Here is a 26,097-nt window from a genome sequence, read left to right as displayed (position 1 = left end):
AACGGACACCACTGAAATATATCCTACGGAGTAAATAGAGGTTGTGAGTAAATAGATTTGTATTGTGAAACTGCGGAAAACAACCTAATCTAACAATATTGTAAGATAATATCTCCATTTGAAAGGGAAATCGATAGAAAGATTTCCCTTGAATTATTATGATATATATAGAAATACAAATCAGGAGGTAATAGAATGTCAGTATTGCAAACTAAAGATCTATCTAAAATATATGGAAGCAAGGGTAAAGGAGTATCGGTGAAAGCCTTAGATAATTTTAATATGAATATAAAAGAAGGAGAATTTGTAGGAATAATGGGTCCTTCAGGTAGTGGAAAGACTACTCTATTGAATATTCTTGCTACAATAGATTCTCCATCTTCTGGAGAAATATTAATAAATGGAGAAAATCCCTATAGATTAAAGGAAGATAAGTTAGCTATATTCAGAAGAAAGAATTTAGGGTTTATATTTCAGGATTTTAATTTATTAGATACATTATCTGTAAAGGAGAATATAATACTTCCTTTGGTATTAGAAGGTTTCCTAAAAAGAGAAATAGAAAAAAAACTAGATGAAATAACATCCATATTAAATATCAAGGATATCCTAGATAAAAGGACCTACGAAGTATCAGGGGGACAGCAACAAAGGACTGCTTGTGCAAGGGCATTAATAAATAACCCCGCTATTATTTTAGCAGATGAACCCACTGGAAACTTAGACTCTAAGGCATCCTTTGATTTAATGAGCTCTTTAGAAAATATAAATGAAAAAAGAAAAGCTACTATAGTTATGGTAACTCATGATGCTTTTGCAGCTAGTTTTTGTAAAAGAATAATAATGATAAAAGATGGGAAGTTCTTCACTGAAATAGTTAAGGATTCTAATAGACAGGTATTTTTTAAAGAAATTTTAGATGCCTTATCCCTTCTTGGAGGTGGATATAATGAAAATATCTAATATGGCTCTTAGCAATGTTAAGGGAAATCTATATAGATATGTAATGTATTATTTAAGTAATGCATTTGCTGTTACAGCATTCTTTATATTTGCTAATTTTGTATTCCATCCTTCTTTAAATTTTAAAAATATAGGCGGACATCCAGTGGCACAAATGGGGGTAATTAATAGTATGGTAGCCTGTCAAGTTATCATAGTAATGTTTTCAGTACTGTTTGTGGGGTATTCTACTTCCATATTTTTAAAATCTCGAGGAAGAGAGTTTGGATTACTATCTCTATATGGAATGACTACAAATCAAATAAGGAAATATGTTCTTATAGAAAACACTATAATATCTATTTTATCCATAGGAACTGGTATATTGTCAGGAGTTGTCTTTTCAAAATTATTTCTTATGGCAATGGAAGCATTTATGGATATTAACTTGCCATTTAATATTTCTTTTAAAGCTTTAGGTATTACTGCTCTGATTTTTTTCACCTTATTTGAGATAGTAAGCACTTTAATGCTTTTTAAAATAAAGAATAAGGAAATAATACAACAAATTAAAAGTAGTAAGATGCCTAAGGAAATGCCAAAGTTTTCAAAGAAGAAATCAATTCTTGGAGTTAGTTTATTAATATTGGGTTATGGTATAGCTTGGATTGTAGAAGGAGCACTTGTGCCTTTGGCTATGATACCAGTTATATTAATAGTTGTAACTGGTAGTTATTTTATCTTTACTCAATTTAGTATAGCTGTAGCTAATAAAGTTTTAAAAAATGAAAATATAATTTATAAAAAAACTAATATAATATCTTATTCCCAAATGATATTTAAACTGCAAGATACAGCTAAGGTATTGTTTTTAGCAGCTACCTTAGGTGCAATTACCTTTACTGCTACAGAAACCATATATTCATTTTTTACAGAGATATCAAGTATATCAGGAATTGATACGCCAGAAGATATTGCAATAATCCAAAAAGGGGAAACACTGAAGGATAAACAGAGTATAGAGAGAGTAAAAGAAATCCTAAAAAAATATGATTTAAAAATAAATGAGTTTCATACAGTTAAAAATATAAAGGTTAAAAATGAGTCTAAAAAAGCTAATGATAGTATCAGAGAAGAAATCTTACTTATATCAAATACTGATTATAATAAATTAGCTGTTTTCCAAGGTAAGGATAAAATTGAAGTGAAAGAGAATGAGGTAGTCTATAATTTTCCTTATGAGGTATTTGGCTATAATGGTAAACCAGAGAAAATTAAAAAATATCCCCTTGAAACAGCAATATTAAGTTTAAATGAGGAAGCAAATGAATATAGAGTAAGCGGGGAGATACATGGTGGTGTTATGTCTCTTAATAAATTAGGATATTTTGATGCATTTATATTAAACGACAAAGACTACAACCATATATTAGAAATGACTAAAGAGGATAATATAGTTATATATAATGGAATAAAATTAGAAAAATGGAAGAACTCCTTCGATGCTTCAGTTGAAATAGAGGAGATGTTGGGTAGTAAATATCAAGGTAATTATTATTCTAAGTCAATTCCTTATAAAGACATCAGAAAAAGTTTTGGACTTACATTATTCATAGGATTTTTTATAGCCTTTTTATTCTTTATAGCCTCAGGCAGTATAATATATTTCAAATTATTCAACGAAGTAAAACAGGATAAAGTAGAATACGATATACTTAGAAAAATTGGAACTACAGAAAAAGAAATAAATAAAGTAATAACAAAACAAATAGGGATTATATTCTTTTTACCTTTTGTAGTTAGCACTACACATTCTTTATTTGCATTGAAATCCCTTTCTAATTTACTTCAAAGAAATCTTTTTGCAAATGGTCTTGTAGTTGCATTGGGATATCTAGTATTTCAGGTAATTTATTTTATCATAATAAGAACAATGTATATAAGGAAAGTGAAATATAATTAAAAAATAGGATGAAAATGGAATTCTTTAAAAGGATTCCATTTTTTTTATAGAAATTATCTTTAAAATGGTGTATCCTATTAAAATATAGTGAAAAGTGAATGGTGAATAGTTTTGAGCAAAGATTTTGGTTTTTTTAACTATTCACTGAACTAATGGGGGTAGATTAACTATGCTAGGAACAATAGTAAATGCTTTAGCAATTATATTAGGTTCATTATTAGGTATAGGAGTAAAAAAAGGAATTAAAGATGATTATAAGAATACCATAATGGATGGTATAGGTCTTGCTGTAATCATCATCGGTATTATGGGAGGGATTAAGTCTGAAAATATTATCCTAGTTATAGGAAGTATTGTAGTAGGAAGTATAATAGGTGAGGTAATTGGAATAGAAAATAAGCTTGATAATTTAGGGAATTTTTTACAAGACAAATTTGGAGGAAAAGATAGTAACTTCTCTAAAGGCTTTGTAACAGCTTCTTTAGTATATTGTGTTGGAGCTATGGCAATAGTTGGTTCTCTTGAATCTGGAATACAAGGCAATCACCAAACTCTATTTGCAAAATCAATCCTTGATGGTATTTCGGCTATAATATTTGCTTCAACTTTAGGCATCGGAGTTGCATTTTCAAGTATCCCAGTATTTATCTATCAAGGGAGCATTACTTTATTGGCTAATTTTATAAAAGATTTACTTACTGTACAAGTAGTAAATGAAATGTCAGCAGTAGGTGGTTTGCTTATTATGGCAATAGGAATAAATATATTAGGAATCAAGAAAATAAAGGTAGGAAATATGCTTCCAGCAGTTTTTATTCCTATTATTTACTATATATTAGTAAATTTAGTTAATTTAATAAGATAAGAATAGCAAATTAGAGAAAAAATAAGATTAATGGTTTAAAAGCCATATTTTAGCAAATAATACCTTAATATAGTCGAATTTCAGACTTGATTACATGATTTCATTTAAGTAACATATATATTGTACATATTAGCACTCAACGACAATGAGTGCTAATAAAATGAAGGATAAAACTAATATTAACATAAGGAGGTAGTATAACTATGAATCTAAGACCATTAGGTGATAGGATTGTAATTAAAAAAGTTGAGGTTGAAGAGAAAACAAAAAGTGGTATAGTTCTACCAAGTACTGCTAAGGAGCAACCACAAATGGCAGAGGTAGTTGCTATTGGTGCTGATATTACAAATGATGAAAAGAAAAAAGATCAAATTAAAGCTGGAGACAAAGTAATATTCTCAAAATATGCTGGAACAGAAATCAAAGTAGATGGTGAAGAATTAACAATCCTAAAATTATCCGATATTTTAGCAATAGTAGAGTAATTACAATTAACAATTGTCAAAGAACAAATAACAATTAAAATATTAAAAGGCTAAGTAATTAAATAATTAATGATTTTCAATTGCTAATCGTTAATTGTTAATTGAAAATTGAATAAAGGAGTGTGGATATAAATGGCTAAAGAAATTATGTTTGGAGAAGACGCACGTCGTGCTATGGAAAGAGGTATAAATCAATTAGCTGATACTGTAAAGGTTACATTAGGACCAAAGGGAAGAAATGTTGTATTAGATAAGAAATTTGGTGCACCACTTATTACAAATGACGGAGTAACTATAGCTCGTGAAATAGAATTAGAAGATAAATATGAAAATATGGGTGCTCAACTTGTTAAAGAAGTAGCTACAAAGACTAATGATGTGGCTGGAGATGGAACTACAACAGCTACTTTACTTGCTCAAGCAATTATTAGAGAAGGACTAAAGAATGTGGCAGCAGGTGCAAATCCAATGATTCTTCAAAGAGGAATTAAATCAGCTGTAAATGCTACAGTAGAAGAAATTAAGAGATTTTCTAAGGAAGTAGAATCAAAAGAATCTATAGCTCAACTTGCATCTATTTCTGCAGGAGATGAAGAAATAGGAAAATTAATAGCTGATGCTATGGAAAAGGTAGGAAATGATGGAGTTATCACTGTAGAAGAATCAAGATCTATGGGAACAACTCTAGATGTAGTAGAGGGTATGCAATTTGACAGAGGATATGTATCAGCTTACATGGTTACAGATACTGAAAAAATGATAGCAGAATATGATAATCCATATATTTTAATTACAGATAAGAAGATTAGTAATATTCAAGAAATCCTTCCAATTCTTGAGCAAATAGTACAAATGAGTAAACCTCTTGTAATTATTGCTGAAGATATTGAAGGAGAAGCAATGGCTACATTAGTAGTTAACAAATTAAGAGGAACATTTAACTGCGTTGCTGTTAAGGCACCTGGCTTTGGAGATAGAAGAAAAGAAATGCTACAAGATATAGCTATTTTAACAGGTGGTGAAGTAATATCAGAAGAATTAGGATATGACTTAAAAGAAACTACTATTGAAATGTTAGGTAGAGCAGCTAAGGTTAAAGTTGATAAGGAAACAACTGTAATAGTTAACGGAGAAGGAAATCAAGAAGAAATTCAAAATAGAGTTAAACAAATCAAAGCTCAACTTGAAGAAACAGAATCAGAATTTGATGCTGAAAAGCTTCAAGAAAGACTTGCTAAATTATCAGGCGGAGTAGCAGTAATTCAAGTAGGTGCTGCAACTGAAACAGAACTTAAGGAAAGAAAACTTAGAATAGAAGATGCTTTAGCTGCAACTCGTGCAGGAGTTGAAGAAGGTATGGTTCCTGGTGGTGGAACAGTATTGATAGATGCAATACCAGCCGTAGCTAAATTGCTTGAAACAACTCATGGTGATGAAAAAACAGGGGTTAGTATAATAGTGAGGGCGTTAGAAGAGCCAGTTAGACAAATTGCGGCAAATGCAGGACTTGAGGGTTCTGTTATCGTTGAAAAAGTTAAAGAAGAAGCGCCAGGTACTGGATTTGATGCTTTAAATGAAAGATATGTAGATATGATTCAAGCAGGTATAGCAGACCCAACTAAGGTGACTAGATCAGCATTACAAAATGCAGCATCTGTAGCAGCTATGGTACTTACTACAGAAGGTGCAGTAGTAGATATAGAAAAAGAAGACCCAATGGCAGCTATGGGTGGAATGGGCGGTATGGGTGGAATGGGCGGCATGATGTAATTCCATCATAAATAATAGTACAAATTTTTAAATTATCAATCACTTATATCCTAGAGGTTTTTCATAAGTATATTAAACTTATGATAGACCTCTTTTTTCTTGCTAGAATTTTGAAATGCTTAAATAGGTCCTTTTAAGTATATCTATCTGATCCTGTAACATTATAATAATCTCGTTTTTGTCTTTATTAATAGGAGCAATCTGCTCCCAAGTTTGTTTGAAATATTCTTCAAAGGCTTTAATTAAAGTGTTTTCTTCTATTGATAGCTGTACTTTTTTGAGGTCTTTTAAAGGATTAAAAGTCTCGAATAATACAGCTTGTCTTTCTTTAATAGCACAATATGAATTAACACTTTTTAAAAAGTTATCATTATTTTTAGGCATAAAAGCAATATTATAATTGTCATAGGTTTTGAGAAGATAGATTATGTTTTGTAGAAGTTCGATGATATCTTCAACATCCATATTTATTATCTCTGTTTCTTCATAGTAGTCAAAATAAAATCGTTTATGCATAACTAGATCTTCAATAGAATTTGCTAAAAATATATCTTTATATTGATAGTATTTTATACTTGATAAGAATGCATTAAATTGTCTTTTATGAAAGTCTAAGAGCATAAGTATTTCATCATTTGGAAGATTTTTTTTTCTTAAGACTTTTTCAAGCAAGTTTTCAGTTAATGTAAATGTAGTAAAACAGTATTTATATTGAAATCGATTACCTATACTTTCTTCCAATTCAGTTAACTTATGATGATATTCAATATTTTTTGTATGATATTTAATTAAAGGTTTAGCATCATTTGCAATGATTGCATTAAAATAATTTTTCAAGATATTGACACCAGCCTTATTTTTTAAGTAAAAGCTACAGGTAATTTCTGAATATGGTTCCGTTGGAAAGCAGGATAATGCACCAATATCTGAAACAATATAAGTTTCTTTACTAGCAATACAAGTACCATATTTATCTAAATAATATAATCTAATTCTTCCAGTTATCATAATTGGATGTATAAAATTGATAAATCTTATTATTCTATTAATATTATTATCCAGCCTCAATAAGAAGAAAACCTCCCATCCATTATTTATAGCATTCAGTAAGGCATTTCTCAAAAGTATTAATTTATAATGGCTCTTTGTTGTATTAACATTATTGTAAGTTATATAAATTATCTTGTTTTTTTTATATTGCTGATTAATTGCATATTCAAGTAGAGAAATACCTTTAGAGATAATATTTTCAATTCCGAAAATTATTTTATCCTCATTGGATAAATCTATAGTTTGATTAGAATTATTAATGCTATTCTGTTTCTCAGGACAAATTTGATCCATACTTACAAAATTAAAAACTTGATCTTTGCTGGCTAACTGATTTTTCTTCTTTAGATATTCTTTTTTTTTGCATTCCATAGAATATCCTTGGGACTCCAATAATACTTTTTTCATTTTTTCTTTGATATTGCCATCTAATTCTTCATTTTTATTTAGACTTAACAAAACTTTATTTAGATTTTGTTCTTGAAATGAATTTTTAATATTTCTTGAAAAGTATTCAGTAATACTATCAATATATATAGTATTATATGCAGGAATTCTTTTCCCGCTGACCCAACGGCTAACAAGTGAGCTATCTACATTTATAGCTTTTGATAGTTGATTCATACTTATATCTAAAGCAGAAAGTAAAAGAGATAGACATTCACCAAACTTCATATTAGTCATCAAAGAGTTCTCCCCCTTTATATAATTGTAAATAATATATAGACTTACAATAACTCTATATAATCAGATAGGCTATAGATAAACATAGAATTGTCATTGCCATGGCAATGACAAGGAATGAAATACAGTGTAACCTACGGAACTATTAATATATAATAATACAATAATCTACAATAAACTACATTAGTCTACATTAAATATATTATATTAAATAGTTAATATTTAATTAAGGAGGGTATATTTTGAAGCTTAAAAGTATTAAGACAAAACTATCTTTATTTTATGGAGTACTGCTTCTTGTTATCTGTATGGGGTTTGGGGTGGTGTCTTACATAGCCTCATCAAAAGCTTTATCAACAAGTATTGATGAATCATTATCTCAATTAGCAATACAAAATGCTGAAATAGTTGATAAAGGAATGGAAATTCAATTTAATGCTTTAGAGGCATTAGCTGAAAGTGATTGGCTGAAAGGTACTAGTTTGACTTTAAATGAAAAGCTAAAATTACTTAATAATGAAGTGAAAAGAAGTAATCATATAGATATGTTTATTACGGACATAAATGGTAATATGGAAGATACTGCTGGAGGGAGAGCAAACGTTTCGGATAGAGAATATTTTATAAAGGCATTATCAGGTGAAAAGGCAGTTTCAGACCCTATTATAGATAAGACTAATGGTAATTTGATATTGTGCTATGCAGTTCCTATAAAGGATGGTGGCAGAGTGAAAGGTGTACTAGCTGCTACTCGCGATGGAAATGTATTGAGCGATTTTATAAGTGATATGCGTTTTGGAGAAAATAGTGAGGCTTTTATGATTAATAAACAAGGAACAACAGTAGCTAGTAAGGATAGGGAACTTGTTATGAATATGTATAATATTTTGGAGGAAGCTAAAGCAGATTCTGGGTTAAAATCATTAGCTGGACTACAAAAGAAAATGACTCAGGGGGAAAGAGGTGTAGGAGAATATAGTTATAAAGGAGTAACTAAATATATGGGGTTTGCTCCAGTAGAAGGAACAAATTGGTCATTAGCTATAACGGCTCCAAAGTCGGAAGTTATGTCACAAGTAAATAGTCTTACAATGACAATGATAATAATATCAATTATTTTTCTTGCAATTAGTATAGCTATTACTTTATTTATAGCAGGAGGCATTTCAAGACCTATAAAGGAGGCATCAGATTATTTAAACATAGTAGCCACTGGGAATTTTACAGGTATGGTACCTGCACAATTACTTGAAATGAACGATGAAACGGGTACTTTAGCAAAAGCAATTGATACTATGCAGGAATCAGTAAAAGATATTATAAAAGAAGTTGTTAGTGAGTCATCTAATGTAAGTCAAATGCTAGTTGATATTAACTCAGATATGAGGAAACTCAATAAAAGTATAGAAGAAATTTCTGCTACTACAGAAGAATTGTCTGCGACAACTGAGGAAAATGCTGCATCTACTGAAGAAATGAGTGCAACTTCAACTGAGATTGAAAAAGCTATAGAATCTACTGCATATAGGGCCCAAGAAGGCGCAGCTACAGTAAGTGATATAAATAAAATGAGTGAAAATATGAAGCAGAAAGCAATATCTTCAAGAGAAGATACAATAGAAATATATAGAAAGACAAAGGATGATTTGCAAAATGCAATTGAACAATCGAAAGAAGTAGACAAAATTAATGAATTGTCAGAGGCAATTTTGGCCATAACTTCACAGACTAATTTATTAGCATTAAATGCTGCTATTGAAGCAGCTAGAGCTGGTGAAGCAGGTAAAGGCTTTGCAGTTGTTGCAGATGAAATTAGAAAGCTGGCAGAAGGGTCAAAAAATACCGTTTCTAGGATACAGGAAGTAACTAAAATAATATTAGAAGGTGTAAATGATCTTTTATCTAGCTCAAGTGAGATTATGGAGTTTATAGATAAGAAGGTACTAGATGATTATGAGAGCCTTGTTAGTACTAGTGAGGAGTATAGTAAAAGCTCTTTTATAATAAATGATATGGTAAACGAATTTAGTTCTACATCTGAGGAACTTTTAGCTTCAATGCAAAACATGGTAAAAGCAATAGATGAGATAGCAATTGCAGCTAATGAAGAGGCAGAGGGGGCTACTAATATTGCACAGGAAGTATCGGCTATAACAGAAATGTCAGATCATGTTATCAAATTGGCCGATACAGCAAAAGAAAGATCAGAGTTATTATTAAAGGCTGTTTCAAAGTTTAACATTTAAAAGAGTTAAGATGTATTAGTCTAATTAAATCCTAATGTTCTAAATCATATATGGAAATATCAATTTTACAATATTAAGTTAACCTCTAAAGAAATTTTAGAGGTTTTTTATATTTTCAAAATGAAGGATTAACTTAATAATATGAAAAATAGGTTCATATATTAATATATGAATTATAAGACAATAATTTAAAGGAGGTTTTTTCTATGTTGATTATTATAAATAAACGGACACTAACAATTTTTTTTCTAGCACTTATTATTATAGTTTTCTTTATATTTAAATTTATTTTTCCAGAAAAATCTATTACAACTAATACTATTCCAAAAGGATATGTTGCAATAGTAATAGATGATTTAGGTAATAATGGAGAAGGAACGGACGAACTCATTAAGCTTGATATACCAATTACTGCTGCTGTAATGCCTTTTTTAGAATATAGTGAGATAGATGCAAAAAAAGCCCATGATGCTGGAATAGAGATAATATTGCATTTACCTATGGAACCTGAAAAAGGGGACCCAAAATGGTTAGGGCCTAGGGCAATAAGATCAAGTTTTTGTAATGATGAGGTTAAAGAAATAGTTCAAGATGCTTTAGAACAAATACAATGGGCAAAAGGTATAAATAATCATATGGGATCTAAGATTATGAAAGATGAGATAATTATGAGGGAAATACTGAGTGTAGCAAAGGAAAAAAAACTATATTTTCTAAATAGTAGAACAGACCAATCTAAAGTGGTAGAAGACATAAGTAAAGAGCTAGAATTAGTGTATTTTAAAAGAGATACTTTTTTAGATAATGAAAGAACTGAATATTATATATCAAAGGCTATGGAGGAACTCGGTAAGATAGCGCTAGAGAAAGGCTGTGCTGTAGGTATAGGTCATGTAGGAGGTCAAGGGGGTAGGATAACTGTAGGTACTTTAGATAAGATTTCTAAGAAGTTGAAGGATCAGGGAATTGAATTTGTATATTTATCTCAGCTAAAGGATATTCATAGAGAATAAGAAAAATAGCTAGCAAAATAGGTACTAGTACCAATCTTGCTAGCTATTTTTTATATAATCATACAAAAAAATGATATCTTTTGTACAAAAATGCAAAACTACAAAATAACTTAGGATTTTATACAAAAGTGCAAAGCTACAAAAAGTATTGTTAATATTTTAATTACTCACAAATTCCATTGTCAGAAAATGTAGTAATATAAGATTACAAATAAAAATAAATATGTCAGGAGGTAGTAAAATGAAGGAATATTTAAAAATAGCCAATGATCCAATATTATGGTTAATGTGTTTACCAGTAGTATCATTAGTAGCAGTTCAAGCAATTATATTTTCTAAAAGAGCATTTGCATCCGCAAGTTCAGTAGAGCTTACAAAGCAAGAGGCTAAGGACGCATTTAGAATTGGAGCGATCTCAGCCATAGGACCAGCTGTAGCAGTATTTGTTGTAATGCTTGGTATGATGGCTGTTGTAGGAGGACCCATGACATGGTTGAGACTATCTATAATAGGAGCTGCACCTACAGAGCTAGCAGCATCCACTATGGGAGCTAAGGCTATGGGTGTTGAATTTGGTGGAGAGGGTTATGGAGTATTAGAATATGCTAACTCTGTTTGGGCAATGACATTAAATGGTATAGGATGGCTTTTATTTGTCGGATTATTTACTCATAAATTAGAAGGATTGAGAAATAAAATATCAAAAGGCGATACAAGACTTACAGGTGAAATAGGTGGAGCAGCTACATTAGGTGCTATGGCTTATTTGGTTGGAGGACATTTAATAGCAGGTAGTGGAAGACTAGTAGCAGCATTAGCAGCAGGACTATCAATGATATTATTAGGAAAATTAGCAGAGAAATATCCAAAGCTTGGAGAATATAATCTAGGAATTGCAATGGTTATTGGAATGGTTGCTGCAGTTACTTATGTAGGATAATAGGAGGGAGATTAATGGAAAATAGTAAAGATCAAGCTTATTATGAAAATTTTACAAAGCCAATTATAAAAACAGGGAAATGGACCTTACTTCTTGCAGTTGCATTTTGTTTTCTACCAGCAATCTATTTGTGGATTAGATACGGAGCATTACCACCAGTTAAGTCTATAATTACAGGTTGGTTTTTAATTGCATCAATTTATGGCTCTTATTATTTTATTGAGCCGATCTCATTTTTTCCAGTATTGGGAATGGCAGGGACTTATATGTCATTTTTAGCAGGAAATATAGGTAATATGAGAGTGCCTTGTGCAGCTATTGCTCAAGAGGCATTAAAGGTTGAGCCAGGTTCAAAGAAAGCAGAATTAGTAGCTACATTAGGAATTGCAGGCTCAATTATTACAAATATAGTAATTGTAACAATAGCGGCTATAGCTGGAAATGGGCTTATGCAATTATTTCCGCCAGTAGTAATTAAAGCATTTGAATTTGTGTTACCAGCAATATTCGGTTCAATGTTTGCAATGTTCGCAGTTAAATATCCAAAATATGGTGCATTTGCAATAGGATTAACATTATTCCTTTTAGGAGTTGTAAAGGTATTACCAGTATATGTTTTAATTCCTTTATGTGTATTCAGTACAATAATATTTGCAACTACTTCATATAAAAAGAAAGCAAAATAGCAATAGGAACAATAATACATTGGAGGGGGACGTAATGAAAGATAATAATGTACTACAATTTATTGACAAAGATGAAGCTATAGATCTGCTTCAACAAATGATAGGTTTTAAAACTGTGAATGGGCCGGGGGATGAGTTACCTCTAGCTGAATTCATAGGACAAAAGCTAGAAGAAATTGGAGTTGAAACAGTAATTGATGATTTAGGGAATAATAGGGGCAATGTAATAGGAAGAGTAAAAGGTAGTGGAGAAAGAGAAGCACTACTATTTAATGGACATTTAGATACAGTACCTCCAGGAGATATTGAATGGGAATATGGACCATATAGCGGTGCAATAGTAGATGGAAAGATATATGGTAGAGGGTCTGCTGATATGAAAGGTGGACTAGCAGCAATGCTTATAGCACTTAAGGCAGTGAAAAAAGCAGGATGGGAATTAAAAGGTGATTTTATTTACTCAGCTACTGCTGGAGAAGAAACAGATAGCATAGGGGCAATTAAGTTTGTAGAAGATGGTGGATTAGAGGGAGTTGGGGCTATTATAATTGGAGAGCCAAGCTCAAATGGAATAAATATAGCAGAAAAAGGTGCATTTTGGATTGAAATAACTACCTATGGAAAGACAGCTCATGGAGCTTTTCCTCAAAATGGAACTAATGCTGTAGTTCATATGAATGCGTTATTGTCCGAACTCGTAAGCTATAGGTTCAAATATGAGGAAAATGAAATACTAGGTCATCCGACTATGAATATATCTACTGTAAATGGTGGGGTGAAGACAAACGTCGTGCCAGACAAATGTAGTATCACTATAGATATGAGAACTGTACCTGGTATGGACCATAAGGGAATAGTAAAAGATTTCGGAAGAATAATAGAAAAACTATCTTCTCAAATAGAGGATTTTAAAGCAGATATAAAGATTTTAAATGATAGAGCAGCAGTGGAAACAAAAGGAGATAATCCGTTTGTAAAATTAGCTGAGGAAATTGTTAAAAGGGAATTTGATAAAGATATTAAGGCAAAGGGAGTAAACTTCTATACAGATGCGTCAATATTTTTACCAGCGAAACAAATACCTTGTATATTCTATGGCCCTGGAGATGCTAATATGGCTCATCAGCCAAATGAACATATAACAATAGATAGTCTAATGGAATCAGTACATTTCTATATAGCAATGATTGAAAAATATCTTGTAGTATAGGGGTACTTATTAGTAAAGGGGGAATCACTATGGATATAATAGCAAAATCTCAAGAGGTAGAAAAAAACATTATAAATTGGAGAAGGGAATTACATCAAATACCAGAAGTAGGTTTGAATTTACCGCAGACTTCACAATATATAGCTAAACAACTTAAAAATATGGGAATTGAATATAAAGAAAATGTTGGCGTTTCAGGTATAGTAGGGCTTATTAGAGGAGGTCAGCAAGGAAAGACCATAGCATTAAGAGCAGATATGGATGCACTTCCTATTAGGGAAGAAACAGGGCTATCCTTTGCCTCACAAAATGGTAACATGCATGCTTGTGGGCATGATGCTCATGCTGCAATTCTTTTAGGAGTTGCAAAGGCATTAAGTGAAAACAAAAATAAACTGAAAGGCAACGTAAAGCTAATATTCCAGCCAGCAGAAGAAGGACCTGGTGGTGCTAAGCCAATGATAGAAGATGGAGCATTAGAAAATCCAAAGGTAGATGCAGTTATGGGACTTCATGTAGGATCATTAACAGATGCAAAAAAAGAAGGATTAGTAATGGTGTCTTATGATAGTATGATGGCATGTCTAGACAGATTTAAATTAAAATTAATAGGAAGTGGCTGTCATGGTGCTTATCCAGAAACTGGTATAGACCCAATTGCTATGGCAGGATATTTTTTATCCAATGTACAGGCTATAATTAGTAGAGAATTAAGTCCAACAGACCCAGCGGTTGTTACAGTTGGAAAGATTAATGGAGGCTTTGCATATAATATAATTCCTGATAGTGTGGAATTAGAAGGAACTGTAAGAGCGGTAGAGCAAAATGTAAGGGAGAATATAGCTAAAAGAATAGAAGAGATTGCAAAAGGAATTTCTAAAACAATGAGAGGAGCTTATGAATTTGAGTATGTATTTGGATATCCTCCATTGGTAAACGACGAAGCATTTACTAAGAATTTCGTAGAATCTGCAAAGAAGATTATTCCAGAAGAAGATATAATGGTAATGAAGAAACCTGTAATGGGTGGAGAAGATATGGCATATTTTCTAAAAGCAGTTCCAGGAACATTTTTCTTTATGAATACACCTAAAGCAGTAGATGGAGTATTCTATCCACACCACAATTCCAAATTTGATATAAATGAAGATGTATTATGGAAAGGGGCAGCACTGCTTATCCAAGGAGCAATAGATTATTTAGAAAAAAATTAATTTGAAACAGTGTTAAATAACTTCCTAATTTTGATGAATTACCTAAAAGTTAGGAAGTTATTTATTACACTGGCAATGTCGAATATTGTCTAAGATATGATATAATAGAATTATGATATATTAAACGAGGGAGAAAGATAGTATGGGAGTTACAATAGGAGAAGCATTAAAAACAAAATTTTTTACAGGTTATCATTTAATTGCAGGAGAGAAAGGATTAGATAGGGAAATACAAGCTGTATCACTATTTGATGCTCCAGATGGATATAAATGGGTTAAAGGTAAAGAATTTATGCTTTCCTCTGGATATTTATTCAAAGATAATGTTGAGCTTTTTAGAGAAGCAATATTATTTTTGTATAAACAAAACTCAACATGTATTGCAGTAAAGAAGGATAGATATTTAGGTGAAGTTCCAAAAGAAATAATAGATTTATGTAACGAATTAGGATTTCCATTAATCAATGTTCCTAATAATGTAGCTTGGATAGATATAATAAATGCTGTAAATTCCATTGTTATGAATAGATATATAACCCATATTATTGATAGGAAAAATGCGGATAAACTTGTACTAAGGAGCGATAATTTTCATAAGAAGATTGAAAAGACAATAATTTGTCTTTCGGAAGAGTTAAAATACCCTATATCTATAGTTGATATTCTAGAAAAAGAAGTTTTTACGTATCCTAAGGAGCAACCTTTTTTAAAGGATAATATTTCATTTAGTAAAGAAGATGATTTTTCTTTTAATTATCAGAAGGAAATATTATGTGATAAATTAAATATTTACAGAATTAAAAATATAGAGGATAGCAATAAATGTCCTTTCGTTATAATACCAATAGTAATAAAAGGTGTTACAGTATCAAAATTAATAGTATGGGAACACTCCGGCAAAATTGATTATTATGATTTATTCGTTCTAAGGCTTAGCTATACTTTGCTTTTGGAAGTATATGAACAAATTTATCTTATGAACTCTTTTGAAAGACGTTTTTATGATGACCTTATTAGGGCTTTAATAAATGGGGAATTAGATTCAAAACAAAACTTAATAAAGGCAATAAGCAATATTCAAGACTTTAAGCTAAACATAGAAAATAACTTTATATGTGTATGTATAAAACAAGATGAAGGTAATCCATCATTTTATAATGATCGTGAGAAAATATCTACTACATTTTTGCTTAACATTCCAAAGGACAAGTCCATATTTGGTATATTAGATGACAACACAATTATACTCCTATACGATGTTAAGGGATATAACAAAGATGTAATTAAGAATGTGAAAAAGGATTTTGAAGGTATATTTAAAGAAATAAAAAACAATTTTCCGGATAGAGAAATAAAACTAGGTATAGGTGATATGGTAGAGGATATCTGTTCTATAAAGAAAAGTTATGTAGGATCTTTAAAAGCTGTAGATATTGGATCTTATATCTATACAGATGGAGAAATGATAACCTTTGAAGATCTAGGGCCATTTGGATTACTACGTCTAGAGAGTATTCAAAGAAAGGATTTTGGCAATAACTTTAGTCATATATCCCCCTTACTAGAAGAACCTGATAGTGATGAGTTAATATCAACATTGAAGGTTTATCTAGAAAGTGAATCAAATTGTAATATAGCAGCAAAGAAATTATTTATTCATAGTAATACAGTAAGATATAGAATTGGTAAGATACAACAAATTTGTAATATTGACTTAGAAGACCCTATAGAAAGATTAAAAGTAGAAATTACATTGAAATTTATTAATAGTTTAAAATGAAGAAAAACTATGTGAGCACGCCTAAAGATGTTAAAGATAAAAATTAATATTTCAGGTGTGCTTTTTATTATAATCCATGGTAAAGTGTAGTCTTATTTGATTTAGGATTGATCTAGAATCTAAAAAAACTTCCTTAAATCCATCATCTTAACAGAAGTTTATTACAAAAACATTACAATTGTTAAAATATTGTTTAGTTTGAAGTCATACAGGTATATAATAGATATCAGTTTTATATATTTATTTTAATAAAGGGGGTTTTGCTATGGAGTACATATTCATTGCAGGAGGAATATTGGGGTTTTTAATAATCTTGTTACTCTTCTGGAGAAAAGTGCCGGCTGACAAGGCAATGGTGATCACAGGATTAAAGAAAAGAGTATTATCAGGTAAGGGTGGATTTATGGTTCCATTTCTAGAGACTTCTTGTACAATTTCTCTAGAAAATATTAGTATGACTACTGATGTAAATGAAGCACCTTCTAAACAAGGTATATTTGTAAACATTGTAGGTACAGCTATAGTAAAAGTTAACAATGAAACTAATAGCATACTTAAGGCTGTAGAACAATTCTGTAGTGGCGGAGCAAAAAATACAGTATCAGTTATCAGCAGTATGGTAGAACAAATCCTTGAAGGTAAACTAAGAGGTATAATATCAACTCTTACTGTAGAGCAAATAAATGAAGATAGAGCTGCCTTTGAGCAGAGAATAGAAGATGACATAAGAGAAGAATTACATTCTATGGGACTGTTACTGATATCATATTCTATACTTAGGATATCAACTCAAGGAGCCTATTTAGAGAATAGAGCAATACCTCAAATAGCATCAGCGAAGGCAGATGCAGACATCGCTACAGCTGAGAGGAAAAGAGATACAGAGATACGTACAGCAAATGCAGTGAGAGAAGGAGAAAAAGCTAAATTATTAGCTGAAACAGAAATAGCAGAAAGTCAAAGAGATAAATTAATTAAAGTTGAAAGCTATAGAGCAGAGCAGGATAAGGCTAAGGCAGATGCAGACGTAGCATATAAATTAAAAGAAATTGAAAATGAGTCTTTAGTAGCAGAACAACAGGCAGCCTTGGCTAAAAAGAATGCATTGGTGGTAGAAGAGAGACTTGTAGCTGAAGTCAAAAAGCCTGCAGACGCAAAGAAATATGAGACTGAAGTAAATGCAGAGGCAGAAAAGATAAGATCTATAAAGCAGGCAGAAGCACAAGCGGAAGCCATAAAGATTAAAGCTATAGCAGAAGCAGATGCTTTGAAAATTGCAGCAATAGCAGATGCAGAAGCAATCAAGGCAAGGGGGATTGCAGAAGCCGAGGCGATTAAAGCAAAAGGTATAGCAGAAGCTGAGTCTAAAGACAGACTAGCAGAGGCAATGGCTAAGTATGGAGAGGCTGCCATAGTAGAGTTAGTAGTAGGCAGATTACCAGAGATAATGACTGCAGTGGCTAAGCCAATGGAACAAGTTGACAAGATAACTATAATTGACAATGGTGGTAGACAAGGTGCATCTAAACTTACAAAGTTGGTAGCTGATATAACAACAAATGGATTTCAAACTGTAAAAGATTTAACAGGATTAGATTTAACAGATGTCATAACTACATTTGTAAATAAAGAAAATAATGTTTTACCAAAAGAAAGCAAAAATGAAAATGAAGATTCAGATGATATGGAGGAAGCATTGGCAGATAACTAAATAAGATATGTTAATTTACAAAAAGAACCATTATAATGGTTCTTTTTTGATTAATTTTAAGATTTTACCATAGCCAAAACCTATTGCAAGATTATGTAAACTAATGTATTATAAAAATACCATTACAAGTTTAGATTTATTAATTTTACTATTACAAAAATTAATATAAAAACAAAAGAGGAGGTTTGTAATGAATAAAACTAATGTAAAATCTACAAAGAAAGGATTTTTTAACAAATTTCTTGACTTTGTAGAACGAGCGGGGAATAGGTTGCCCCACCCAGTTACATTATTTGTAATATTTAGTTTAGTAGTTATAGTTATTTCGGCTATAGCTGAAAAGGTAGGATTATCAGTAACATTTGACAAGTTTGTAGATGGAGAAATGGTTCCAACCACAGTTACAGCAATTAGCTTACTGAATGCTGAAGGGATAGGAAAGATGTTTTCATTAGCAGTTACAAATTTTACATCTTTTGCACCATTAGGAACAGTTCTTGTTGCAATGCTTGGCGTAGGAGTTGCTGAGGGAACAGGACTTATACAAACAGGACTCAGAAAATTGGTTTTATCTACACCTAAGAGATGGATAACTGCTGTAGTGGTTTTTGCAGGAGTAATGTCTAATATAGCCTCTGACGCAGGATATGTAGTTTTAGTTCCATTAGGAGCCTTAGTATTTTTAAGTTTTGGTCGTCATCCATTAGCAGGATTAGCTGCTGCCTTTGCAGGTGTATCTGGAGGATTTAGTGCTAACTTAATGGTAGGACCTACAGATGCATTATTGTCGGGTATAACTCAACCAGCAGCTCAAATGATTCAAGGGGACTATATAGTTCCAGCTACTGCTAACTTTTATTTCTTATTTATATCCACAATATTAATTACCATTGTAGGCACATTTGTTACTGAAAAAATTATCGAACCAAGACTTGGGGAATATAAGGGAAAAGCTATAGCTTCTATTGATAAAGTTACAGAAGAAGAAAATAGAGGGCTAAAATGGGCAGGTATATCTATATTAGCATTTGTTATAGTGATACTACTTTTAGTAGTGCCACAAAATGGTATTTTAAGAAATCCACAAACTGGATCAATTCTTGATAATTCTCCATTTATTGGAGGTATAGTTACTATAATTGCACTATTATTCTTAATACCAGGGATAGCTTATGGAATAGCTTCTGGAACAGTTAAAAATGATAAGGATGTTGTAGATGCTATGGGAAAAGCTATGTCTTCTATGGGTGGATATCTAGTATTAGCTTTTGTTGCAGCTCAATTTGTAAACTACTTTACTTGGACAAATTTAGGTACAATATTAGCAGTAAAGGGGGCAGATTTCCTATCTTCAACAGGAATGACAGGAATTACTATGATTATTGGATTTATTCTAGTAACAGCTTTTATAAACTTATTTATAGGATCAGCTTCAGCTAAGTGGGCTATTATGGCACCGATATTTGTTCCAATGTTAATGAAAATAGGATATTCTCCAGAATTTACTCAAGTTGCATATAGAATAGGCGATTCAACAACAAATATAATCTCGCCGCTAATGTCTTATTTTGCAGTAATTATAGCTTTTGCTAAGAAATATGATGAGGATATGGGAATTGGTACTTTGGTTTCTACTATGTTGCCTTATTCCTTGTTTTTCTTAATATCTTGGTCTATTTTATTAATACTATGGTTTGTAATAGGACTTCCTATTGGACCAGGATCATTTATTAGAATGTAATAAGTTAAGTTAATCTCTTTTCTTCAAGTTTTGGAGGAAAGAGATTTTTCTTTGCAACTAATGGAAAAATTTGGTATAATCATGATTAATTATTATTCATGGTTAGAATTATCACAATAGACATGTATATTGTGATAATTCAATTATTGTAATATATAAGAAGAATTTGAGATATTAAAAGTGGGGGGAAAGCTGTGGATAAAGCTAATAAACTGGTTAAAAGAGGGACAATTAAGGTAAAGTTAATAATTATACCTTTAATGGTAGTATTAACTGTCCTTATAGGTATTGGTGTTATTTCATCATATTTTATGAAAGAAAGTTTACTTAATGAAATGAGGCAAAATGGATTTTTTTTATCAGAAAGAATTGTAGGAAACTTGCAAGATAATTCTAGGTCATTGGAAACTATTGATAATATGCTAGAAGATAAGATTAAAGTAGTAGGGCAAATGGTTATTGGAAATGAAAACAGCTTAGATAATGAATACCTAAAAAAATTAGCAAGAGAGTCTGATGTAGAACAGATAAGTTGGTATAATTCAGCTGGTGAAATTATATATTCTAATATTGATGATTACATAGGATGGATTGCAACTACAGGACATGCTGTACATAACTTTATGACAAGTAAAGATATGGAGCTATTTGAAGACCTTAGACAAGATACAGAATCAAAGAATTATTTAAAGTATGGATATCTAAAAGGAATAGATGGGACATTTGTACAGGTAGGCATTATAGCTAATAGAGTACAAGAGTTAACACAATCTTTTAGTTATCAGAAACTTTTACAGGATATAGCTTTAGAGGAAGAGATAGCCTATGCTTTACTTATGAATAAAGATTTGGAAACTATTGCACATAGTGATGAAGAGGAAATAGGTAAAGTATTTGATGATGAAGGGAGCAAGTCAGCGGCAGTTACTGGAGTTCCTTACTCACAAGAGTGGTATTATGAGAAAGAAGATATAACAGTTTTAGACGTTTTATACCCTGTTATAATAAATGGGGAACATGTTGGCGCTGTTTCTATAGGGTATTCCATGGAAAATGTGAATTCAGCTATAAATAAGAATATCACAATAGTTTCTATTTCAGTTATTTCTTCTATTATACTCTTATGGATTATTTTATTTACTACATCTAATTATGCTGTAAAGACAATAAATAAGCTGAAAGAGCACATGGGATTTATGGCGTTGGGGGACTTTTCCAATACTATACCAGAAGATTTAGTTAGTAAAAATGATGAATTGGGAGAGATATCTCAAGCAGTTGGGAGTATGCAAAGTTCTATAACAAATATTATTAAAAATGTATTAGATACATCTCAGCAGTTAGCTGACTCCTCAGAAGAACTCACAGCTATTAGTCATCAATCGGCTATAGCTGCTGATGAAGTTGCCAGAACTATTGAAGAAATAGCAACGGGAGCATCTGATCAAGCTAAAGATACAGAACAAGGGGTGTCATCTATATTAGAGCTTGGAGATAGAGTAGTAGAAAATCAATGTTATATTGAAAATTTAAATGCTTCTGCTGAAAAAGTAAACAACTTAAGAAATGAAGGATTACAGATATTAAAAGATCTTATAGAAAAAACCAATACTAATAGAGAAGCATCAAAGGAAGTCCAAAATGTTATTATTGCTACTAACAAGAGTGCAGAGAAAATTGTTAATGCCAGTGAAATGATAAGAAGTATTGCAGATCAAACAAATTTGTTAGCCTTAAATGCCGCTATTGAGGCAGCAAGAGCTGGTGATTCTGGCAGGGGATTTGCAGTAGTAGCTGATGAGATTAGAAAATTAGCAGAACAGTCGAGTAATTTCACAGAGGAAATAAATAATATCGTAAATGAGTTGACAGATAAGACCTCTAGTGCTGTAGAAACTATGGAGGAATTAGAAGAGATAGTTTCTTCTCAGAATGAAAGTGTGAATATAACAAATGACAAGTTTGTTGGAATGGCAGAAGCAATAGAGGAGATGAAAGAATCTATTGAAAAGGTTAATCATTCCAGCTATGAAATGGCTAATAGGAAGGAAGATATTATTAAAATAATGGAAAATTTATCTGCTATATCAGAAGAAAATGCAGCAGGAACTCAAGAGGCTTCAGCATCTGTAGAAGAACAAACTGCTGCTATGGAAGAAATAGCTAACTCAAGTGAACAACTTGCCAAAATTGCAGAAGAGTTGAATAAACAGGTAGAACGATTCAAAGTATAGATATTTTAAAGTTTCATGATGATAAAATACTAATAAAAGACAACATGATTATTAATAAATCTGTTGTCTTTTTTTGCAGTAATTATTTTTTTTCTTGCGTTATATTAATTAAATGAAGAATATATTCCTATTGATATAATTGCAAAAACGATGTAATATGAATAGAAGAATATATTAAGATGTACTAGAACAGGGGGTGCATTATAATAAAAAAACATACAATTTATATTTTATTAACGTACAGTGGATCAATGCTTTCTAAAGTTATAAATAAATATACTAAAGAACCGTATTCTCATGTATCTATAGCCTTTGACGAAGAATTAAAAGAATTATATAGCTTTGGGAGATTGAGACCTAATAATCCGCTTATTGCAGGATTTGTAAAAGAAGATATAGTAAATGGCACCTATGCTAGATTTCCAGAGACTAGATGTGCTTTATATTCTCTTGAGATAAATGATTTACAATATAGAAGGTTGATGAAAGAATTACAGAAATTTAAAAAAGACGGAGAGAAATATGGATATAATTTAATCGGGTTATTAGGGGTTATGGTAAATTATCCTATTCAAAGGAAATATAATTATTTCTGCTCCCAATTTGTATCATCATTACTTCGTAAGAGTGGTATAAAGTTAATCAATAAGCATACTGCCCTAACGTCTCCTAGAGACTTTAGAGAATGCAGAGAATTAAATCTTGTATATGAAGGTAAGTTACAGAATTATAATTTGAAGCAATCATACTTATATTAATAATTAGTAAAAACTCTAAAAATATAAAAAGTATTTTTAGAGTTTTTTATCTTATAATCTAGAATATTTTATCATGTGTTAATTTGTGCTTAAAATTTAACTTGTGGAATTAAGCTATATTTTGATGTGGAAATTAATAAAGTATAGAAAAGGAGGGAAGAAAGTTATTTAAGAAAGTAGAATAGCTTAAGAACTAAAAAATTACAAGGTTATTAGGATGATTAAAAGCACAATATTTTGCTAGGAGGTAATATCTATGTCAATTATCACATGGTTAAATAATAATATTATATGGGATATGCCCATGCTTATATTAATGATTGGTACAGGAACTTATTTAACTTTTATAACTAACGGAGTAATTTTTACAAGATTTGGCACAGTGATGAAATATACATTAAGAACTATTTTCAAAAGATATAATTATCAAGAAAAAGGTACTATAACTCCATTCCAAGCCGTATCCACAGCACTTGCTGCAACTGTAGGCACAGGAAATATTGTAGGTGTTGCTGTAGCGATTCAAGTGGGGGGACCAGGTGCTATATTTTGGATGTGGATATCTGCCCTTATTGGAATGGTTACAAAGTATGCTGAAGTTACATTGGCAGTTGCATATAGACATAGGAATAATAAAAATGAAATTGTAGGAGGTCCTATGTACTATATAACTAAAGGTATAGGGAGTAAAACTCTAGCCTACTTATTTTGTATATTTGGATTTCTTGCATCTTATGGTATAGGTAATATGGTGCAAGCTAATTCATTGGCTGGTGGCCTTGAATCCGTATTTAGTATTCCTACATGGATAACTGGCATTGTTTTGGCAATATTAGTAGGGCTTGTTATAATTGGAGGAATTGGTAGAATTGCTAGAGTAGCAGAAATATTGGTTCCATTAATGGCTGTATTATATATGTCAGGTGCTGTTGTAGCACTAATAGTTAATGCATCTAATATTCCGGCTGCTTTTATGTCTATCATTAGGGACGCATTTACAGGAACTGCAGCAGTAGGTGGATTTGCAGGATCAACTTCAATGTATGCCACTAGAATAGGTATAGCACGTGGGGTTTTTACAAATGAGGCAGGCTTAGGTAGTGCTCCTATTGCTCATGCAGCAGCACATACAGATCATCCAGCTAGACAAGGATTATGGGGAGCCTTTGAAGTGTTTTTTGATACATTGATAATGTGTACTGTTACTGCACTAGTAATCCTATCATCTGGATTATGGACTGATCCAAACTTAGATGGAAATATCATTTCATCATTAGCTTTTGAAAATGCCTTTAAAGGTGGAAGCTACATTGTTTCAATAGGTCTTGTTTTATTTGCATTTGCTACAATAATTGCTTGGTATTATTATGCTGAAAAATGTGTTGAATTTTTATTTGGTACAAAGGGGATTATTCCTTTTAGAATATCATTTGCTGGAGTGGTGTTTGTTGGCTGTGTATCTAAGCTTGAACTTGTATGGGAACTAGCTGATTTATTAAATGGAATGATGGCTATTCCTAACTTAATAGCTCTTATTGCTTTAAGTGGTGTAGTAAGAAAATTAACAAAAGATTTTTTTAACGATCCAGATCGTAAAAGACTAAAAAATGAAAAATTTTCTAAATATATTATTATAAAGAAAAAATAATATAAATGAAATAAAGATCCAAGAACAAGAAAAATATCCAAAATTATTTTTGCAGTATTTTTATTATTACCTTCGTTATAATTAATGAGAGGAAGGAGGGGAGATATGATTAATGAGTCAGTACTGATAAAAAAGGCATTGGAAGGAGACCAGGATTCCTTTGCTGAAATAGTTGAACAATATAAAAATTATGTATTTGCTATTATTCTTAATTTTATTAAAGATTATAATGAAGTTGAAAATGTGGCTCAGGAAGTATTTTTACAAGTTTACCTCTCTCTCCCCACTTATGAATCTAATAATTTTAAAGGCTGGATTGGCAGAATTGCATCAAATAAATCTATAGATTGGCTTAGAAAGAAGAAAAGTAAATTTAGAGAAGAAGTAATGGAGGACAGTGAAGAATTAGTGGATAATGTAAAATTTAGCCATAGTCAGACTCCAGAGGAAATATTGATAGAAAAAGAAAAAAAAGAAGAAATTTCTAGGTTATGTAAGTCAATTCCTCCTATATATGAAGATACAATAACAAAGTTTTACTTACAAGGAAAGTCTTATGAGGAAATTGCATCAGAAGAGGGAACTACAGTTAAGACAATAGCTTCAAGATTATATCGGGGAAGAAATATGTTAAAAGAGAAATGGAGGGAAAGATTATGAAACATTATGATTATGTAGAATGGGTTTTATACAAAAATAATCTTCTTGATAAAGAAATTCATAGAAGGATGGAGGAGCATTTACTTCTATGTGATGAATGCATGGAGATTTTTCTTTCTCTCATAGATGAACAAGAGATGGAAAATGTAGGAGCTATTATTCCAGAGGATTTCACAGTAAAGGTTCTAGATAGTATTAAAAATATTACTCCTATAAAGAAACCAATACGGAAAACAACAAAGAAAACAATAAAGAAAAAAGTATCTAACGATTTCTTTGTATATTATGCAGCAGTAGCGTCAGTAGCTGTTATTTTAACTGCTACAGGATTCTTTGGGAGAATAGTAGATACCGTACCTCAGATATCTTCAAATGTATCTTCAAAAGAAAGCAGATTCAAAGCTAGTACAATATATGATCTTACAGAAGAAATAACAAATAGAACTTCTAAGTTTATAAATAATTTTCAATTTAGAATAGGTAAGGAGGATTAATAA

General features: G+C 31.2%; 20 protein-coding genes. 19 read left to right on the top strand and 1 reads right to left on the bottom strand.

What is annotated here, in order from left to right:
* Positions 1-195 precede the first annotated feature (195 nt).
* The 5 genes from RDK80_RS01375 to groL all read left to right on the top strand — a co-directional run bounded on the left by RDK80_RS01375 (position 196) and on the right by groL (position 6,025).
* Complete coding sequence (locus RDK80_RS01375; protein WP_094904168.1) at positions 196-963, top strand: ABC transporter ATP-binding protein; 768 nt, start codon at positions 196-198, stop codon at positions 961-963.
* Positions 950-2,905, top strand: a complete 1,956-nt coding sequence (locus RDK80_RS01370; protein WP_308523275.1) for an ABC transporter permease — start codon at positions 950-952, stop codon at positions 2,903-2,905. Before RDK80_RS01375 ends, RDK80_RS01370 begins: the two co-directional genes overlap by 14 nt.
* Positions 2,906-3,074: 169 nt before the next feature.
* Complete coding sequence (locus tag RDK80_RS01365; protein ID WP_094904170.1) at positions 3,075-3,770, top strand: DUF554 domain-containing protein; 696 nt, start codon at positions 3,075-3,077, stop codon at positions 3,768-3,770.
* 203 nt (positions 3,771-3,973) lie between these two features.
* Positions 3,974-4,255 carry a co-chaperone GroES gene (groES, locus tag RDK80_RS01360; RefSeq protein ID WP_094904171.1) on the top strand — a complete coding sequence of 94 codons (282 nt, stop codon included), beginning with the start codon at positions 3,974-3,976 and terminating at the stop codon, positions 4,253-4,255.
* A 132-nt stretch (positions 4,256-4,387) separates the two neighbouring features.
* Positions 4,388-6,025, top strand: a complete 1,638-nt coding sequence (gene groL / locus RDK80_RS01355; protein WP_094904172.1) for a chaperonin GroEL — start codon at positions 4,388-4,390, stop codon at positions 6,023-6,025.
* Between the two features lie 102 nt (positions 6,026-6,127).
* Here groL and RDK80_RS01350 read toward each other — a convergent pair whose 3' ends face one another.
* Positions 6,128-7,759, bottom strand: a complete 1,632-nt coding sequence (locus tag RDK80_RS01350; RefSeq protein ID WP_308523274.1) for a helix-turn-helix transcriptional regulator — start codon at positions 7,757-7,759, stop codon at positions 6,128-6,130.
* Positions 7,760-8,001: 242 nt separating this feature from the next.
* Between RDK80_RS01350 and RDK80_RS01345 the strand changes: the two genes are divergently transcribed.
* The 14 genes from RDK80_RS01345 (at position 8,002) to RDK80_RS01280 (ending at position 26,094) form a co-directional block, all read left to right on the top strand.
* Complete coding sequence (locus tag RDK80_RS01345; RefSeq protein WP_308523273.1) at positions 8,002-10,005, top strand: methyl-accepting chemotaxis protein; 2,004 nt, start codon at positions 8,002-8,004, stop codon at positions 10,003-10,005.
* A gap of 206 nt (positions 10,006-10,211) precedes the next feature.
* Positions 10,212-11,018, top strand: a complete 807-nt coding sequence (locus RDK80_RS01340) for a divergent polysaccharide deacetylase family protein (RefSeq protein ID WP_308523272.1) — start codon at positions 10,212-10,214, stop codon at positions 11,016-11,018.
* Positions 11,019-11,259: 241 nt separating this feature from the next.
* A complete protein-coding gene (locus RDK80_RS01335; protein WP_201260063.1) occupies positions 11,260-11,958 on the top strand; it encodes a DUF5058 family protein in 699 nt (232 codons plus the stop codon).
* A gap of 14 nt (positions 11,959-11,972) precedes the next feature.
* On the top strand, positions 11,973-12,644 hold the full coding sequence (locus tag RDK80_RS01330; protein WP_308523271.1) for a hypothetical protein: 672 nt from the start codon (positions 11,973-11,975) through the stop codon (positions 12,642-12,644).
* A 34-nt stretch (positions 12,645-12,678) separates the two neighbouring features.
* Entirely contained in the window at positions 12,679-13,854 is a 1,176-nt protein-coding gene (locus tag RDK80_RS01325; protein WP_308523270.1) for a M20 family metallopeptidase, read from the top strand.
* Between the two features lie 29 nt (positions 13,855-13,883).
* Positions 13,884-15,068, top strand: coding sequence for a M20 family metallopeptidase (locus RDK80_RS01320; RefSeq protein ID WP_308523269.1), 1,185 nt, complete (start codon positions 13,884-13,886; stop codon positions 15,066-15,068).
* Positions 15,069-15,210: 142 nt separating this feature from the next.
* Positions 15,211-16,848, top strand: coding sequence for a PucR family transcriptional regulator (locus RDK80_RS01315; protein ID WP_094904178.1), 1,638 nt, complete (start codon positions 15,211-15,213; stop codon positions 16,846-16,848).
* A 265-nt stretch (positions 16,849-17,113) separates the two neighbouring features.
* Positions 17,114-18,559 carry a flotillin family protein gene (locus RDK80_RS01310; RefSeq protein WP_094904179.1) on the top strand — a complete coding sequence of 482 codons (1,446 nt, stop codon included), beginning with the start codon at positions 17,114-17,116 and terminating at the stop codon, positions 18,557-18,559.
* 190 nt (positions 18,560-18,749) lie between these two features.
* On the top strand, positions 18,750-20,300 hold the full coding sequence (locus RDK80_RS01305; protein WP_094904180.1) for an AbgT family transporter: 1,551 nt from the start codon (positions 18,750-18,752) through the stop codon (positions 20,298-20,300).
* A gap of 194 nt (positions 20,301-20,494) precedes the next feature.
* On the top strand, positions 20,495-22,534 hold the full coding sequence (locus RDK80_RS01300) for a methyl-accepting chemotaxis protein (RefSeq protein WP_308523268.1): 2,040 nt from the start codon (positions 20,495-20,497) through the stop codon (positions 22,532-22,534).
* 251 nt (positions 22,535-22,785) lie between these two features.
* Positions 22,786-23,292 carry a hypothetical protein gene (locus RDK80_RS01295; protein WP_235601425.1) on the top strand — a complete coding sequence of 169 codons (507 nt, stop codon included), beginning with the start codon at positions 22,786-22,788 and terminating at the stop codon, positions 23,290-23,292.
* A 256-nt stretch (positions 23,293-23,548) separates the two neighbouring features.
* Positions 23,549-24,940: a sodium:alanine symporter family protein gene (locus RDK80_RS01290; protein WP_094904184.1), complete on the top strand. Its 1,392-nt coding sequence runs from the start codon at positions 23,549-23,551 to the stop codon at positions 24,938-24,940.
* 105 nt (positions 24,941-25,045) lie between these two features.
* Complete coding sequence (locus RDK80_RS01285) at positions 25,046-25,600, top strand: RNA polymerase sigma factor (RefSeq protein ID WP_158220186.1); 555 nt, start codon at positions 25,046-25,048, stop codon at positions 25,598-25,600.
* Entirely contained in the window at positions 25,597-26,094 is a 498-nt protein-coding gene (locus tag RDK80_RS01280; RefSeq protein WP_094904186.1) for a hypothetical protein, read from the top strand. Before RDK80_RS01285 ends, RDK80_RS01280 begins: the two co-directional genes overlap by 4 nt.
* Positions 26,095-26,097 lie beyond the last annotated feature (3 nt).

Source organism: uncultured Tissierella sp., assembly GCF_902479755.1.
Lineage (GTDB): Bacteria > Bacillota > Clostridia > Tissierellales > Tissierellaceae > Tissierella > Tissierella carlieri.
Note: the sequence above shows the minus strand (reverse complement) of the source record. Positions and strands in the feature narration are given on the sequence as shown.

Coding starts and splice junctions, on each gene's coding strand:
- RDK80_RS01340 (WP_308523272.1), top strand. CDS start 10,212: ATGTTGATTATTATAAATAAACGGACACTAACAATTTTTTTTCTAGCA.
- RDK80_RS01375 (WP_094904168.1), top strand. CDS start 196: ATGTCAGTATTGCAAACTAAAGATCTATCTAAAATATATGGAAGCAAG.
- RDK80_RS01370 (WP_308523275.1), top strand. CDS start 950: ATGAAAATATCTAATATGGCTCTTAGCAATGTTAAGGGAAATCTATAT.
- RDK80_RS01350 (WP_308523274.1), bottom strand. CDS start 7,759: ATGACTAATATGAAGTTTGGTGAATGTCTATCTCTTTTACTTTCTGCT.
- RDK80_RS01325 (WP_308523270.1), top strand. CDS start 12,679: ATGAAAGATAATAATGTACTACAATTTATTGACAAAGATGAAGCTATA.
- RDK80_RS01290 (WP_094904184.1), top strand. CDS start 23,549: ATGTCAATTATCACATGGTTAAATAATAATATTATATGGGATATGCCC.
- RDK80_RS01295 (WP_235601425.1), top strand. CDS start 22,786: ATGCTTTCTAAAGTTATAAATAAATATACTAAAGAACCGTATTCTCAT.
- groES (WP_094904171.1), top strand. CDS start 3,974: ATGAATCTAAGACCATTAGGTGATAGGATTGTAATTAAAAAAGTTGAG.
- RDK80_RS01305 (WP_094904180.1), top strand. CDS start 18,750: ATGAATAAAACTAATGTAAAATCTACAAAGAAAGGATTTTTTAACAAA.
- RDK80_RS01280 (WP_094904186.1), top strand. CDS start 25,597: ATGAAACATTATGATTATGTAGAATGGGTTTTATACAAAAATAATCTT.
- RDK80_RS01315 (WP_094904178.1), top strand. CDS start 15,211: ATGGGAGTTACAATAGGAGAAGCATTAAAAACAAAATTTTTTACAGGT.
- RDK80_RS01320 (WP_308523269.1), top strand. CDS start 13,884: ATGGATATAATAGCAAAATCTCAAGAGGTAGAAAAAAACATTATAAAT.
- RDK80_RS01285 (WP_158220186.1), top strand. CDS start 25,046: ATGATTAATGAGTCAGTACTGATAAAAAAGGCATTGGAAGGAGACCAG.
- RDK80_RS01330 (WP_308523271.1), top strand. CDS start 11,973: ATGGAAAATAGTAAAGATCAAGCTTATTATGAAAATTTTACAAAGCCA.
- RDK80_RS01335 (WP_201260063.1), top strand. CDS start 11,260: ATGAAGGAATATTTAAAAATAGCCAATGATCCAATATTATGGTTAATG.
- groL (WP_094904172.1), top strand. CDS start 4,388: ATGGCTAAAGAAATTATGTTTGGAGAAGACGCACGTCGTGCTATGGAA.
- RDK80_RS01365 (WP_094904170.1), top strand. CDS start 3,075: ATGCTAGGAACAATAGTAAATGCTTTAGCAATTATATTAGGTTCATTA.
- RDK80_RS01310 (WP_094904179.1), top strand. CDS start 17,114: ATGGAGTACATATTCATTGCAGGAGGAATATTGGGGTTTTTAATAATC.